This is a genomic window from Shewanella sp. KT0246 (assembly GCF_019654955.1).
Taxonomy (GTDB): Bacteria; Pseudomonadota; Gammaproteobacteria; order Enterobacterales; family Shewanellaceae; genus Shewanella; species Shewanella goraebulensis.
The window spans coordinates 1-583 of the sequence record NZ_BPEV01000119.1 but is presented as its reverse complement, the minus strand read 5'-3'; the positions used below and the strand labels follow the sequence as shown (position 1 = coordinate 583).

Below are 583 nucleotides of genomic sequence, written 5' to 3'. Positions count from 1 at the left end.
TAAGTATGTGGCCTTTCTCCCTTTCCTCTCCTTGCTTGTCCCTTTTCTTTTCCTCTTCCTCTCCTTTCCTTTTTCCCTCCGCCTTTTTCACCCTCCTCTTCCGTCCCCACCCTTTTGTTTCCTCCCTTTCTTTTTTTCTCCTTTTTCTTTCTCCCTCCCCCTTTTTTTTCCTCCTCCTCTTTCCTTCCCCCTTTTTCTCCCCCTCTCTTTCTCCTTTCCCTCTTTTTCTTCTCCCTTCCTTTTCTCCTTTCCCTTTTTCTTCTCCCCTCCTTTCTCCCTTCCCTTTCCTCTTTTTTTCTTCCTCTTTCCTCCCTTTTTTCCTCCCTCTTCCCCCCTTCCCCTTTTCCTTCCTCTTCCTCTTTCTCTCCCTTCCCTCTCTCCCCCTTTTCTTCTTCCTCTCTTTTTCTCCTCTCCTTCTCCCTCCCCCTCCCTTTCCCTCTTTCCTCTTCTTCTCCCCCCCCCTTTCTCCTCTCTTCCTTCTTCCCTTTCCCTCTCCCCTTTTCTCTCCTCCCCTCCTCCCTTTCTTCTTTTTTCCCCTTCCCCCCTTCTTCCTTAAAGCCCGTTTGTTGGAAATCACTCACAG

General features: G+C 49.2%; 1 protein-coding gene. It reads right to left on the bottom strand.

Annotated features, from left to right (window positions below; genetic code table 11):
- A partial coding sequence (locus K5Q58_RS21370; protein WP_220755734.1) for a hypothetical protein occupies positions 1 to 583 on the bottom strand: 583 nt, incomplete at both ends.